Source organism: Oryzihumus leptocrescens (assembly GCF_006716205.1).
GTDB classification, from domain to species: domain Bacteria; phylum Actinomycetota; class Actinomycetes; order Actinomycetales; family Dermatophilaceae; genus Oryzihumus; species Oryzihumus leptocrescens.
The window spans coordinates 2,079,835-2,092,741 of record NZ_VFOQ01000001.1 but is presented as its reverse complement, the minus strand read 5'-3'; the positions used below and the strand labels follow the sequence as shown (position 1 = coordinate 2,092,741).

At 73.9% G+C, this 12,907-nt stretch carries 11 protein-coding genes; 6 read left to right on the top strand and 5 right to left on the bottom strand.

The features are described 5' to 3' along the window. Positions 1-24: 24 nt before the first annotated feature. Positions 25-273 (bottom strand): hypothetical protein, encoded by a 249-nt coding sequence (locus tag FB474_RS09850; RefSeq protein WP_425465305.1) that lies wholly within the window; start codon positions 271-273, stop codon positions 25-27. Further along, positions 270-596, bottom strand: coding sequence for a DUF3099 domain-containing protein (locus FB474_RS09845; protein WP_246092120.1), 327 nt, complete (start codon positions 594-596; stop codon positions 270-272). Before FB474_RS09845 ends, FB474_RS09850 begins: the two co-directional genes overlap by 4 nt. 99 nt (positions 597-695) lie before the next feature. Here FB474_RS09845 and fabG point away from each other — a divergent pair, with 99 nt between their 5' ends. From fabG to FB474_RS09820, 5 genes are all read left to right on the top strand, one after another. Further along, complete coding sequence (fabG, locus tag FB474_RS09840; RefSeq protein WP_141788478.1) at positions 696-1,409, top strand: beta-ketoacyl-ACP reductase; 714 nt, start codon at positions 696-698, stop codon at positions 1,407-1,409. A 47-nt stretch (positions 1,410-1,456) separates the two neighbouring features. Next, positions 1,457-2,218, top strand: a complete 762-nt coding sequence (gene fabI, locus FB474_RS09835; protein ID WP_141788477.1) for an enoyl-ACP reductase FabI — start codon at positions 1,457-1,459, stop codon at positions 2,216-2,218. A 180-nt stretch (positions 2,219-2,398) separates the two neighbouring features. After that, the gene (locus FB474_RS21350) at positions 2,399-4,027 is read left to right on the top strand and encodes an ABC-F family ATP-binding cassette domain-containing protein (protein ID WP_141788476.1); all 1,629 of its coding nucleotides are present in this window, start codon (positions 2,399-2,401) and stop codon (positions 4,025-4,027) included. Positions 4,028-4,115: 88 nt separating this feature from the next. Further along, positions 4,116-6,311: a tetratricopeptide repeat protein gene (locus tag FB474_RS09825; RefSeq protein ID WP_141788475.1), complete on the top strand. Its 2,196-nt coding sequence runs from the start codon at positions 4,116-4,118 to the stop codon at positions 6,309-6,311. 94 nt (positions 6,312-6,405) lie between these two features. Next, a complete protein-coding gene (locus FB474_RS09820) occupies positions 6,406-6,876 on the top strand; it encodes a GNAT family N-acetyltransferase (protein WP_141788474.1) in 471 nt (156 codons plus the stop codon). A 4-nt stretch (positions 6,877-6,880) separates the two neighbouring features. Here the strand turns inward: FB474_RS09820 and cphA are convergent, their stop codons facing one another. After that, complete coding sequence (gene cphA, locus FB474_RS09815; RefSeq protein ID WP_141788473.1) at positions 6,881-9,718, bottom strand: cyanophycin synthetase; 2,838 nt, start codon at positions 9,716-9,718, stop codon at positions 6,881-6,883. Positions 9,719-9,744: 26 nt separating this feature from the next. After that, positions 9,745-10,656, bottom strand: coding sequence for a cyanophycinase (locus FB474_RS09810; RefSeq protein WP_141788472.1), 912 nt, complete (start codon positions 10,654-10,656; stop codon positions 9,745-9,747). A gap of 145 nt (positions 10,657-10,801) precedes the next feature. Here FB474_RS09810 and FB474_RS09805 point away from each other — a divergent pair, with 145 nt between their 5' ends. Then, on the top strand, positions 10,802-11,671 hold the full coding sequence (locus tag FB474_RS09805; protein WP_141788471.1) for a nucleotidyltransferase domain-containing protein: 870 nt from the start codon (positions 10,802-10,804) through the stop codon (positions 11,669-11,671). Here the strand turns inward: FB474_RS09805 and serB are convergent. Further along, entirely contained in the window at positions 11,668-12,888 is a 1,221-nt protein-coding gene (gene serB / locus FB474_RS09800; protein ID WP_141788470.1) for a phosphoserine phosphatase SerB, read from the bottom strand. The two genes, FB474_RS09805 and serB, sit on opposite strands and share 4 nt — an antisense overlap. Between the last annotated feature and the right edge of the window lie 19 nt (positions 12,889-12,907).

Genomic DNA, 12,907 nt, shown 5'->3' with positions numbered 1-12,907 from the left:
CCGACGACCCGGAAGGGGGGGCGGTCAGACGGTCTCGTCGGTGAGCTCGCCGACCGGCACGACGTCCTTGAGGAACCCGCGCACGCTGAGGAACTCGCCCAGGGTCGCCCGGTGCTCCTCGCAGGCCAGCCAGGTCTTGCGCCGGTCCGGGGTGTGCAGCGAGGGGTTGTTCCACAGCAGCCCGTAGGCCGCGTCCGCGCGGCAGCCCTTGGCGCTGCAGACCAGCCGCCCGGCATACCCGTCCGCAGCGCCCACGGCCCCCGGCAGGCTCACTGCTGGTCCTCGGGACGCTCCCGGATCTGGCGCTGGTCCGCCGGGGGGACCGGTGCGACGCTGCCGACCGCACGGGCCCGCGTGGCGTTGGCCATCACGACCGCGACGTAGGGCAGGACGACGGCTCCGGCCACGAGGGTCCAGCCGACGACCGTCCAGTGGAGCACGACGATGGCCAGCACGGAGAGCAGGAAGCAGACGGTGCGGATGCCCATCGAGATCAGGTAGCGGCGCATCCGCTCGCTCTGGTCGTCGCGCAGCGACTCCGGGGCACTGGTGACGGAGTAGACCGGGTCCTGGGGGTGACCGCTTCGCCGTCTCACCCCTTCACGATACGTCGGCGCCGATGCGGCGTACCCACCGGTAGTGGACTAGGTTCCGAACGAACCCCGGCCCGCCGAAGACCCTGGAGGACACCACCCATGGCCGACCCGCGCAACGTGCTCGTCACCGGAGGAAACCGGGGCATCGGCCTGGCCATCGCGCGGGCGTTCGCGGAGGCGGGCGACAACGTCGTCATCACCAACCGCTCCGGCGACGCCCCCGAGGGCCTGCGCGGCGTGAAGTGCGAGGTCACCGACACCGCCTCCGTCGACGCCGCCTTCGCCGAGGCCGAGGAGCTGCTCGGCGGGCCGGTGGAGGTGCTCGTCGCCAACGCCGGCATCACCCGCGACACGCTGCTGATGCGCATGAGCGATGAGGAGTTCGACTCCGTCATCGACACCAACCTCGCCGGGGCGTTCCGCTGCGCCCGGCGCGCGAGCAAGGGCATGATCCGCCTGCGCAAGGGCCGGATCGTGTTCATCTCCAGCGTGGTCGGGCTCTACGGCTCGCCCGGCCAGACCAACTACGCCGCCAGCAAGGCCGGCCTGGTCGGCCTCGCCCGCTCGATCTCGCGCGAGCTCGGCGGACGGGGCATCACGGCCAACGTCGTGGCGCCCGGCTTCATCGAGACCGACATGACCGCCGAGCTGCCCGAGGACCGCAAGAAGGCCTACCTGGCCACGATCCCGGCCGGGCGCTTCGCGACGCCGGCCGAGGTCGCGGCCGCGGTGCGCTTCGTCTCCTCGGACGACGCGGCCTACATCACCGGCGCGGTCATCCCGGTCGACGGCGGCCTGGGCATGGGCCACTGACGCCCGGGCGCCCACCGACCCCGCACACGAGAGAGAGCAACGACGCAATGGGAATCCTCGAGGGCAAGAAGCTGCTCGTCACCGGAGTCCTCATGGACTCCTCGATCGCCTTCCACGTGGCGAAGCTGGCCCAGGAGCAGGGCGCCGAGGTGGTGCTGACCTCCTTCGGCCGCACCATGAAGATCACGCAGACGATCGCCAAGCGGCTGCCGACCACGCCCCAGGTGATCGAGCTCGACGTCACCAACCAGGAGCACCTCGACACCCTCGCCGAGCGCGCGGGTGAGGTCCTCGGCAGCCTCGACGGCGTGCTGCACTCGATCGGCTTCGCCCCGCAGGGCGCGTTCAACTTCCTCGAGGGCACGTGGGACGACGTGGCCACGGCCATGCACGCCTCGGCCTACTCGCTCAAGGCGCTCGCCGTCGCCACCATGCCGCTGATGAGCGAGGGCGGCAGCGTCGTCGGGCTGACCTTCGACGCCAAGTTCGCCTGGCCGGTCTACGACTGGATGGGCGTGGCCAAGGCCGCGTTCGAGGCGACCAGCCGCTACTGCGCCCGCGACCTCGGACCCAAGGGCGTGCGGGTCAACCTCGTCTCGGCCGGCCCGATCCGCACCACCGCGGCCAAGTCGATCCCCGGCTTCGAGCAGTTCGAGCAGACCTGGTCCGAGCGCGCCCCGCTGGGCTGGGACATCAACGACCCGGCCCCAGCCGCGAAGGCCTGCGTCGCGCTGCTGTCCGACTGGTTCCCGGCCACGACCGGCGAGATCGTCCACGTCGACGGCGGTGTCCACGCGATGGGGCAGTGACCCCGCGCCGCTAATCCGCTTGCACGGCCGCAGCATGGTCCGCCATGCTGCGGCCGTGATCATTTCTCCCTCGCGCTGACCTGACGCGTCGCCGCGGAGCCTCAGAGCCCGCCTGCCGACCCGTCCGTCCGCGCTCACGCCGATCCACGACCCGTTCGATCCTGCGTGAGGGAGCCGCCCATGTTGCGCGCTGTTTCGCTGTCCAAGCACTACGACCTCGAGCCGCTGTTCGAGGACCTCGACCTGACGTTGGGCCCCGGTGACCGGGTGGGCCTCGTCGGCCCCAACGGCACCGGCAAGTCCACCCTGATGCGCCTGCTCGCGGGCGTGGAGGAGCCCACCTCCGGGGCCGTCGTGCGCTCACCCGGACTCACCGTGGGCTGGCAGGCCCAGGAGGCCCCCGACCCCGGTATGCCGGTCGCGCAGTTCGTCCTCTCGGGTGCGCCGCAGTGGGCGGCAGCGCGGGAGCGGATGCACGCACTGGAGGCCGGGCTGGCGTCCGGAGCGGCCTCCCGTCCCGCCGACGGAGACCGCACCGCCGACCGGGCGATGGCCGAGTACGCTTCTGCCGTCGAGGAGTTCGAGTCCCTGGGCGGTTGGGCGACCCTCGCCCGGTTGGACCAGGTGCGCTCCCGCCTCGGCGTCGCCACGGAGGCCGGGATCGCCGGCGACCGCCCGATGGGCTCGCTCTCCGGCGGCGAGCAGTCCCGGGTGATGCTCGCAAGGCTGCTGGTCACCGACCCCGACGTGCTGCTCCTCGACGAGCCGACCAACCACCTCGACGCCGAGGGTCGGGCCTGGCTGGGCGAGCACCTGGCCTCCTTCCGGGGTGCAGTGCTCGTGATCTCCCACGACCGGCGCTTCCTCGACCGGGTGGTCAACCGCGTGGTGGAGCTCGACGGGATCGCGCCGGGGCTGCAGGACTACCCGGGGTGCGGCTACACGGCATACCGGGTGGAGAAGCAGCGGCGCTGGGAGCGGCTGCTGCTGGACTTCGAGGCGCAGGAGAAGTACCGCCGCGCCCTGGCCGAGGACATCGAGCGGACCAAGGAGTACGCCCGCGGCGTGGAGGTCGCCAACCCGCGCAACCCCTCGGCGCGGCGGCTGGCCCGCAAGGTGGCGCGCAAGGCGCTGTCGCGGGAGCGGCGGCTGGCCCGGCAGATGCAGGCGGCGTCCTGGATCGCGCAGCCGCAGACCCGGCCCACGCTGGCGATGCGGTTCGAGGTGGGCGACGGCGAGGCCCCGGAGACGCTGGCCGACGTGCGCGGCCTGGACGTCGCGGCGGGGGAGCGGGTCGTCGTGCGCGACGCCTCGCTGCGCGTGCGCCGGGAGGACCGGATCCTGCTCTCCGGTGCCAACGGCGCGGGCAAGACCAGCCTGCTGCGGGCGCTCACCCCGCTGCTGCGCGACGCCGCGGTCCTGCCCCAGACGCACGAGCACCTGCCGACGGGGATCAGCGCGCTCGAGCTGTTCCGCCGGGAGGTGCCGATGTACCTCGAGGAGGCCGAGGCGGTGCTGGAGGGGTTCCTGTTCGACGCCCACGACCGGGAGCGGGCGGTCGGCGACCTGTCGGTCGGCCAGGTGCGGCGGCTGCTGATCGCCACGCTGGTCAACACCCCCAGCCGGGTGCTCGTCCTGGACGAGCCGACCAACCACCTCGACTTCGACTCCCTGGAGGTCGTCGAGGCGGCGCTGGCGCAGTACCGCGGGGCGCTGCTGGTGGTCAGCCACGACGAGGAGTTCGCGCAGCGTGTGGGGCTTCAGCGCCGCTGGCAGGTCGTGGACGGGCGGCTGGAGGCCGCCGCCTGAACGCCGGTGGCGGCCGGGCGAGGCGTGGCGCCCGGCCGCCTCCCGACCGCCGGTGGCGGCCGGGCGAGGGGCGGCTAGAGTCCGCCGCATGACTTCTGCCGCCGCGGTGTCAGCCACCGAAGTGCGTGTCCTCGAGGGCCCCAACCTCTACTTCGCCCAGCCGGCCATGAAGGTCATCCTGCAGGTGCCCGGCTACCTGGCCGCGCCCGAGCCGGCGCTGCGCGCACTGGCTGCCCGGGTGGGCCTGAGGGGTGCCCGTCCGGGCGCGGCGGACTCCGAGCAGCGGCAGCGGTTCGTCATGCGGTTCACCACGGCCGTGGTGCGCCGGGTCGCGGCCGAGTCCGGGACGGCGCGCCTGAGCGTGCGCGCCCGGACCGGCGGCAGCCGCCAGGAGATCGTCGTGGCCTTCCCGTGGCGGCGGCGCGGCCGTGGCCTGGCTCTCGGCGAGGCGCTCGCGCCGGTGCTCACCGCACTGCTCGACCCCGACGAGGCGGTCGGCGACGAGGCGGTGGCCGGGGTCATCGCCGCGGTGACCGCGGCCGACCCCGGCGACAAGCCGAACGTCGTCACCCCGAAGGTGCCGGTCGCCTCGATCACCGGCACCAACGGCAAGACCACGACCACGCGGCTGCTGGCGCACATCGGCATGACCGCCGGCCTGCGCACCGCCTGGAGCTCCACCGACGGCGTCGTCGCCCAGGGCGAGATGGTCGAGCCGGGCGACTACTCCGGGCCCGCCGGTGCCCGCACCGTGCTGTCCACGCCGGGGGTGCAGCTCGGCATCCTCGAGACCGCCCGCGGCGGGATGCTGCTCAAGGGCATGGGCGTCTCGGCCAACGACGTCAGCGTCGTCACCAACGTCTCGGCAGACCACCTCGGCCTGCAGGGCATCGACACCATCGACCAGCTCGCCGAGGTCAAGGCCATCGTCACCCAGGCCACCCGGCCCGAGGGCTGGGTGGTTCTCAACGGCGACGACCCGCGCGTGTGGGCCATGCGCACGCGGATCAAGGCCCGGCCGTGGGCGTTCAGCCTCGACCCCGACTCCCCGGCGCTGCGGGAGTCCCTCGCCGCCGGTGGCCGCGGGGTGACCGTGCTCGACGGCGACATCGTCGTGCTGCACCCCGGCGCCGACCCCGACCACCTCGCCGCGATCCTCGACGTGCCGGTGACCCTGTCCGGCCTGTCCGAGCACAACATCGCCAACGCCCTCGCCGCCACCGCGGCCGCGCTCGGGCTCGGCCTGCCGCGCCAGGCCGTCATCGAGGGGCTGCGCACGTTCGCACCCGACCCGGCCCACAACCCCGGCCGGATGAACGTCTACACCTACCCGCTGCCGGACGGCGGGGCTGTCACGGTCATCGTCGACCTGGCCCACAACGAGGCCGGGCTCGAGGCGCTGCTGCGGGTGTGCGACGGGCTGCGCGTGCCCGGTGGCCTGGTCCACCTTGGTCTGGGCACGGCCGGCGACCGCACCGACGACCTGCTGCAGTCCCTGGGCGAGCTCGCCGGGCGCCGGGCCGACACCATCGCCGCGGTGCACAAGGAGCACTACCTGCGCGGGCGCACCATGGAGGACCTCGAGACCCAGCTGCGCATCGGGCTGTCCCGCGTGGGCGTCGCGGAGATCGACTCGCACTCCACGGAGCTGGACGGCCTCAAGGCACTGGTCGCGCGTGCTGCGGACGGCGACGTCGTGGCCGTGATGTGCCACTCCGACCGCGTCCTGCTCGATGCGTGGCTGACCGAGGAGGGGGCCACTCCCGACGACGCCACCGCGATCCGCCGCAAGGTCGTCGCCGCCCGGGGTGAGCACGAGCAGGAGGCGGCGATCGCCACCCTGTGGGAGCGCGAGGACGACCAGGCCCGTATCGCGGACGCCCAGGCGCTGCTGTCGGCCCACCCCGGCGACGCGCGCCTGCTGTTCGAGCTGGGCGGGGCGTTCGACGCGGCAGGGCAGGAGGACGAGGCGGTCGGCTACTACGAGCAGGCCCTCGCCGCCGGGCTGCGCGAGCCGCACCGGCACCGGGCCGAGATCCAGCTGGCCTCCAGCCACCGGGCGCTGGGCCACCCCGGGGTCGCGCTGGAGATCCTCGACCGGCTCGCCGAGCAGCGGCCCGGCAGCACCGCCGTCATCGCCTTCCGGGCGCTGGCAGCGTTCGACGCAGGCCGGGCCGGAGCGGCGGTCGCCGACCTGGTGGACGCCCTGCTCGCGCACTCCGGCGACTCCGACGGCGAGGCCTACCGCGCTGCCCTGCACCGCTACGCCGCCGACCTGCGGTGAGCCGGGCGCCCTGCCCCGTGGCGCCCGCGGGCGGGGCCGCCGGGCCCCGGATATCCCGGTGCCGGTGAGGGTGCTCCGGCCCTAGGGTCGGCCCATGCCTCAGCCTGAACAGCAGCAGGTCCTCGTCCGTGACGCCACCTCCGCCGACGGGGAGGCGGTCGCGGACGTCTTCCTGGCGGCGCGGCATACCGCCATGCCGTGGCTGTGGTCGCCGCGCACCGAGGAGGAGGTGCGCTGGTGGTTCGGCGGGCTGCCCGAGCGCACGGACGGGCGGGTGCTCGTGGCCGAGCGGGACGGCGCCGTGGTCGGCTTCGCCGAGGTGCTGCCCGGTGAGCTGAACCACCTCTACGTCGACCCGCAGGCCCAGGGTGGCGGAGTCGGCACGGCGCTGTTCAGCCGCGCCACCGAGCTGGAGCCGGAAGGCTTCGAGCTGTGGACGTTCCAGCGCAACGCCAGGGCGCGGGCGTTCTACGAGGCCCGCGGGTGCCGCGAGGTGTACGAGACCGACGGCGCCGACAACGAGGAGCGGGAGCCCGACGTCAGGATCGCCTGGGCTCCCGCCTGAGCCCTCAGGCCTCGGCGCTGGCCGCCGCCTCGTCGCCGGCCGCCTGGGCCGCCTCGTGCAGCTCGGCCGGGTCGAGGTCGGGGTCGCCGGCCACCTCGGTGCTGTGCGCGCCGGCCTGGGCGTGCTTGGTCAGCGCCTCCAGCTCGGCCAGCACCACCGGGTGCTTGTCGACGCAGAGCACCACGAGGTCGCCGGGGTTGGCCCGGGCCATGCAGTGCCGCACCGCGTCGAGCTCCTCGGTGACGATCTCGACCTGCTTGCAGCGCACGCTGTCCCGGGCCATCCGCGCCCGGACCCCCTCGGCCACCAGCTCGGCGGCCACGCCCTTCTCGCGCCCGCGCAGGTGGGCGTCCTCGCGCACCACGATGACGTCGAAGTGGTCGGCCGCGATGGCGCCGAGCTCGCGCATGTCCTCGTCGCGGCGGTCGCCGGCAGCGCCGATCATGCCGATCCGCGAGGACTTGCCCAGGTCGGCCTGCCCGGTCTTCTGCCCGGCGTAGGACTCCACGAAGTCGCCCAGCATCCGCATGCCCGGGGCGTTGTGGCAGTAGTCGACCACGACGTCGATGCCGCGCACGTCGAGCAGGTTCATCCGTCCGGGGGAGAGGTAGTACGACGTGGTGAAGGTGCGAAGGCCCTGGCGGATGTCGTGCAGCGGGGCGCCGGCGGCGAACGCGGCACCGGCGGCGGCCAGGGCGTTGGCGACGTTCATCTTCGCGGCGCCGCCGAACGTGGCCGGCAGCAGGTGGGTCCAGGCCAGCTGCATCGCGCGGCGGCCGTGCCGGATGACGATCATGTCGCCCTTGTCGGTGGGCTCGAGCACCACGGCCCGGCCGCCGCGGCGGCACTGCTCGTCGATGAACTCGCGCACCTTGCTGCCGGGCGGCTCCATCGAGAACCACACCACCGACCCGGAGCAGCGCCGGCGCATGGCCCGCACCAGCTCGTCGTCGGCGTTGAGCACGGCGAAGCCGTCCCGCGGCACGGCCTCGACCACGACGGCCTTGACGTCGGCGAGCTGCTCGAGGGTGTCGATGCCGCGCATGCCGAGGTGGTCGGGGGCGACGTTGGTGACGACGGCGACGTCGTTGCGGTCGTAGCCCAGGCCCTCGCGCAGGATGCCGCCGCGGGCGACCTCCATCACCGCGAAGTCGACGCGCGGGTTCTGCAGCACCATCCGCGCCGACTTGGGGCCGGACGCATCGGCCTTGATGACCAGGCGCTCGTCGATGACCACGCCGTCGGTGGAGGTCATGCCGACCTTGCGGCCCAGGCCCTTGAAGATGTGGGAGATCATCCGGGCGGTCGTCGTCTTGCCGTTGGTGCCGGTGACCGCGACGATCGGCACCCGCGAGGGCGCGCCGGGCGGGAAGAGCAGGTCCACCACCGGCTTGGCGATGAACTGCGGCTCGCCGACGGTGGGGTGGGTGTGCATCCGGAAGCCGGGCGCCGCGTTGACCTCGCAGATCGCGCCGCCGGTCTCGCGCACCGGGGAGGCGATGTCGGGGCAGATGAAGTCGATGCCGGCGACGTCGAGCCCGATCATCCGGGCCGCCTCCTCGGCGATCTCGACGTTGTCCGGGTGGGCCTCGAAGGTGCGGTCCACGGAGATGCCGCCGGTGGACATGTTGCCGGTCAGCGCCAGCTTGACCATGTCGCCGGCAGGGGGCACGTCGTCCATGCCGAAGCCCTGATGGCGCACCAGCTCGACCGCGGCGTCGTCGACCTTGAGCTTGGTGAGCACCTTCTCGTGGCCCACGCCGCGGCGCGGGTCGCTGTTGGTGATCTCGACGAGCTCGGCCACGGTGTGCTCGCCGTCGCCGACGACGTGGGCGGGCACCCGCTCGGCGATGGCCTGCATCCGGCCACCGATGATGAGGCAGCGGTAGTCGCGCCCGGTCACGAACGTCTCGACGATGACCGACCCGCGCCGGGACTCGCCCTGGGCCACCGGGAACGCCTCGCGCACCGCGTCGGCGTCCCGCAGGTCCAGGCACACGCCGCGGCCGTGGTTGCCGTCCAGCGGCTTGACCACGACGGGGTAGCCGATCCGCTCGGCGACCGCGACCGCCCGCTCGACCGAGCGGACCGCCTCAGAGCGGGGGACCGGCAGGCCGGCGGAGGCCAACAGCCGGGTGGTCAGCTCCTTGTCGCCGGCGATGTCGACGGCCAGCGCCCCGGTCATCGAGGTCATCGTGGCGCGGATCCGCTGGGCGTGGACGCCCTGGCCGAGCTGGACGAGGGAGTACTCGTTGAGCCGGATCCACGGGATGTCGCGGCTGACCGCCTCCTCCAGGATCGCGGCGGTCGAGGGCCCGAAGGCCAGGCGCTGGACCCGTCGCAGGAACGCGTCCATCTCCTCGGCGAAGTCGAAGCCGTCCTCGGGCTCGACGAGGTGGTTGACCAGGCGCACCGCCAGCCGGCCGGCGTCAAGGCCGACCCGCTCGTCGGTGTAGGCGTAGATGACGTTGTAGAAGCCGCGGCGGCCCTTGACCTGGCGGGTCTTGCCGCGGCGCAGGTCGTGCCCGGCCTCCTGCTGCAGCTGCAGCGCGATGTGCTCGGTGACGTGGCCCAGCCACGTGCCCTCCCGCAGCCGCTCGACGAAGCCGCCGCGGACCCCGCGCGAGCAGGTGTGCCGCTCCAGCCCCGGCAGCAGCTCGAGCAGCTGGTCGGTGAAGCCCTCGAGGGTGTCGGTGGGGTAGTCCTCCAGGATCCCCAGGTCGACGGTGAGGTGGATGGCTGGCTCGTAGGACCACACGTTCGGTCCGCGGTAGACCCGCGACTCGACGATGCTCAGGTCGGGCTTGGCGGGGCCGGCGGGGGTCGGACGGTCGGTGGCCACAGGGCCCTCCTCGAGTGGTGCGGCGGTCAGTCGCGCACGGTAGCCGTCACCTGCCTCCTGCGTCCGCCGGCCGCCTCCGCCGCCTGCTTCGGCGCCGTTGTCGTCGGGGCTGCCGGGCTGTCCGGGTGCTGCTCGGCAAAGTCCGTGAGGGTCGCCGTGTGCAGGTCGAACGTAGCGCCGGCCGGCAGGGCGTGCACCACCGCCCCGGACACCAGCAGCGGGGCGTCGCGCCGGGCCTCGTGCGCGTCGGTGATCGCGTGCCGGGCGTCGACCACCAGCACCGCTCCGGAGCCGAGCACGGTCAGGTGCCGGCCGTCGCTGACCTCGACCGCGGTGTCCTCGTCGATGCCCATGCCGAGCAGGTTCGGCGAGCTCGCCACCAGCGACAACAGGCGCCCGTAGCGGGAGCGCTGGTCGAAGTGCTGGTCGACGATGACGTCGGGCAGCAGCCCCAGCCCGGCGGTCAGCTGGCTGGTGCGCTGGCGCGGGGTCACGCCCTCGTCACCGAGCGAGATCATGAACTGGCTCATGATCGAGGCGCCCGCGGACGTGCCGGCGACGACCGCGCCGCGCTCGTGGGCCCGGGCGATCGCCTCACCGAGCGGGGTGCCCACGAGGTACTGGCTGAGCTTGAGCTGGTTGCCGCCGGTCATGAACACCCCGGTGGCGCGGTCGAGGGCGCCGACGAGCTCGGGGTCGTCCGCCTCGAGCCGCGAGCCCGGGTTGACCGTGGCGACGTCGGCGACCCCGAGCCGGTGGAACAGGCCGGAGTAGACCTCGACGGCCTCCTCCTGGATCGAGGAGGCCGTCGGGATGATCACGAGGCTGGCCTTGCGGCCGCCGGCGAGGCGGACGAAGCGGCGCAGGATGGTGACGCGGCCGTGCTTGTCCTCGGCCCCACCGATGATCAGCAGGGCGGTGCGTGCAGCGGGTTCCATTGCCGGAGTCTAGAAGCCGCGGCGCGCAAGTCGCGGCACCGGCCCCGGCGCGTCACCCGGACCGGCCGCACCCCGCGCCCGGTTCGTCCCGGTATGCCGTGCCTCCCGCCGCGACGCCGGCCCCCGGGTGCGGTTGGGTGAGGCCATGCATCCTGTCGTCGCGGATCTGACCACCGGCCACCTGCGCGCCCTCGACGCCGCGCTGCCCGGCACCTGCCTGGGCCTCTACCTCACAGGGTCGGTCGCAGCCGGTGACTTCCACCCGCACACCAGCGACGTCGACGCGGTGGTCGTCCTCAGCGAGCAGCCGTCAGACCCGTTGACGCTCAAGGCGATCCACGACCGCATCCCCGGCCCACCGGCGTACGACGTGGTCTATGTGACGCCTGCGGACCTGGCGGGCGACCCCGGGGCGGTCACCACGGCCCCCGGCACCCTGGACGGGCAGTGGCGCGAGGGCCCGCTGCGCGCCCACGTCTCGCCGGTCACCTGGGCGGAGATGGCGCGGTATGCCGTGCCGGTGCGGGAGTGCCCCGGCCTCCTCGTCGACGACGACCACGACCGGCTCGTGGCGTCCACCCGGCGCAACCTCGAGGACTACTGGGCCCCGCTGGTGGACCGCATCGACGCGGCGGTGGCGGTGGGCGAGGTGCCGGCGGCCGAGTCCTCGGCGGGTGAGTCGGCGGGCGCGGCGGCCACGCCGCAGGAGGTGACCGACACCATCGTGTGGACGGTGCTCGGCCTGCCGCGGCTGCACGCCCTGCTCGTGACCGGGCACGTCGTGTCCAAGACCGCGGCGGGGCAGTACGCGCTGGAGCAGTTCCCGGAGCACGCCGAGCTGGTCCGCCGGTGCCTGCGCTCGCGCGCGGGGGAGGACGTGGCGTTCACCGCCGCCGACGCCGCCGGTGTGGTGGAGCTCGGCCGGGCCGTGCTGGAGTCGGCGCGCGTGCTGCCCGACCCGGCCCCGGCGGTGCCCGACCCCGAGCTGGTGGCCCGGACGCCCGAGCCCGCCTAGCGCGGGACGGCCGGCGCGGGGGTGGTCAGGCCGTCGGCCTCGTCGGCGTCCTCGATCTCCTCGCGGGTGATGCCGAGCAGGTAGAGCACCGCGTCGAGGTAGGGCACGTTGACCGCGGTGTCGGCCTGCTCGCGCACGATCGGCTTGGCGTTGAAGGCGATCCCGAGCCCCGCGGCGGCCAGCATGTCGAGGTCGTTGGCGCCGTCGCCGATGGCCACGGTGCGCGACAGCGGCAGCCGCTCCTGGGCGGCGAAGCGCCGCAGGGCGTCGGCCTTGCCCTCGCGGTCGACGATCTCGCCGACCACGTTGCCCGTGAGGACGCCGTCGACCACCTCGAGCCGGTTGGCGTGCGCGTGGTCGATGCCGAGCTCCTCGGCGAGCGGGCCGACGACCTCGATGAACCCGCCGGAGACCACGGCGACGGTGAACCCGAGGCGCTTGAGGGTGCGCACGAGGGTGCGGGCGCCGGCGGTGAGCCGGACCGCCGCGCGCACGTCGGCGAGGACGCTCTCGGGCAGGCCGGCCAGGGCCTTGGTGCGGGCGCGCAGGCTCTCGGCGAAGTCGAGCTCGCCGCGCATGGCGGCGGCCGTGACCTCGGCGACCTCCTGCTCGCGGCCGGCGTGGGCGGCGAGCAGCTCGATGACCTCGTCCTGGATGAGGGTGGAGTCGACGTCCATGACGACCAGGCGCCGGCCCCGGCGGGCCAGGCCGCTGGGCGAGACGGCGATGTCCACGCCGCGGACCGCGGCCTCGATGGCCAGCTCCCGGCGCAGCGCCGCGACGTCGGCGCCGGAGATGTCGAACTCGACCGTCGTCACCGGGTAGCGGGACAGCCGCCGGATGCGGTCGATGTTGGCGCCGTGGGCGGCGATCCGGGCGGTGACCGCCGCCACCGCGCTGGCGAGCAGCGGCGCACCGAGCACGACGACCGCCGCGCGGCCACCGCGGCGCGGCGCGTTGTCACCGACGCCCCCGGCGACGGCCACCTGCATCCCGAGCTCGCCGGCGACGTCGGTGACCACCGAGCGCAGGCGCTCGTCGTGGGGTCCGGCCGCGAGCAGCAGCGCCAGCGTCAGGTGCCCCCGGACGACGACCTGCTCGAGGTCGAGCACCTCGGCGCCCACGTCGGCGATGGCGTCGAACAGGGCACTGGTGACACCCGGGCGGTCGTCACCGGAGACGGTGACGAGCAGGGTGCTGGGCGCGGTCTCGGACACCCGGCAAGGCTAGCGACGC

Bases quoted from the DNA above. Each gene is read 5' to 3' on its own strand.
- fabG (WP_141788478.1), top strand. From the start codon at position 696: ATGGCCGACCCGCGCAACGTGCTCGTCACCGGAGGAAACCGGGGCATC.
- fabI (WP_141788477.1), top strand. From the start codon at position 1,457: ATGGGAATCCTCGAGGGCAAGAAGCTGCTCGTCACCGGAGTCCTCATG.
- FB474_RS21350 (WP_141788476.1), top strand. From the start codon at position 2,399: ATGTTGCGCGCTGTTTCGCTGTCCAAGCACTACGACCTCGAGCCGCTG.
- FB474_RS09825 (WP_141788475.1), top strand. From the start codon at position 4,116: ATGACTTCTGCCGCCGCGGTGTCAGCCACCGAAGTGCGTGTCCTCGAG.
- FB474_RS09820 (WP_141788474.1), top strand. From the start codon at position 6,406: ATGCCTCAGCCTGAACAGCAGCAGGTCCTCGTCCGTGACGCCACCTCC.
- FB474_RS09810 (WP_141788472.1), bottom strand. From the start codon at position 10,656: ATGGAACCCGCTGCACGCACCGCCCTGCTGATCATCGGTGGGGCCGAG.
- FB474_RS09805 (WP_141788471.1), top strand. From the start codon at position 10,802: ATGCATCCTGTCGTCGCGGATCTGACCACCGGCCACCTGCGCGCCCTC.